This is a genomic window from Arthrobacter nitrophenolicus, from assembly GCF_000332815.1.
GTDB classification, from domain to species: domain Bacteria; phylum Actinomycetota; class Actinomycetes; order Actinomycetales; family Micrococcaceae; genus Arthrobacter; species Arthrobacter nitrophenolicus.
This window is the reverse complement of record NZ_AOFD01000139.1, coordinates 1-553: the sequence shown is the minus strand read 5'-3', so window position 1 is coordinate 553 and position 553 is coordinate 1. Positions and strand designations below refer to the sequence as shown.

The window sequence follows — 553 nt, the reverse complement described above, 5'->3', positions numbered from 1 at the left end:
CGACGCCTATGCACGCCGCATCCTGGGCTGGCGCGTCAGCACCTCGGCCAAAGCGGGTTTCGTTCTCGATGCCCTCAAACAGGCAGTCCATGAACGCTGCCCGGCGAAGGGTATGGGACTGGTTCACCACAGCGACCGCGGCTGCCAGTATCTGTCCATACGCTACACCGAACGCTTGGCCGAAGCAGGCATCGAACCCTCGGTCGGCAGCGTCGGCGACAGTTATGACAATGCTCTGGCCGAGACGATCAACGGGCTCTTCAAGGCCGAGGTCATCCACCGTCGGGGTCCGTGGCGCAGCTTTGAGGCTGTCGAATACGCAACACTCGAATGGGTTGACTGGTTCAACAACCGCCGCCTGCTGGAGCCCATCGGGAACATCCCGCCCGCCGAAGCCGAGGCGAAATTCTACGCTGCTCTGGACGCTGAACCCCATGGCCGCATAACTAACCGAAATCAGCCTCCGTCAAACCCGGCGCCGTTCACACCTTCCGAGTATCCGGATCGCCAGGCGTTGCGGGTGACCCCGTCGAAAAGGTTGCGCAGGCGGAAC

General features: G+C 62.4%; 1 protein-coding gene. It reads left to right on the top strand.

Features of this window, described 5'->3' with window-relative positions; translation table 11 throughout:
* The coding region (locus tag G205_RS20480; protein ID WP_009359717.1) for a DDE-type integrase/transposase/recombinase at positions 1 to 553 on the top strand (553 nt) is incomplete at both ends.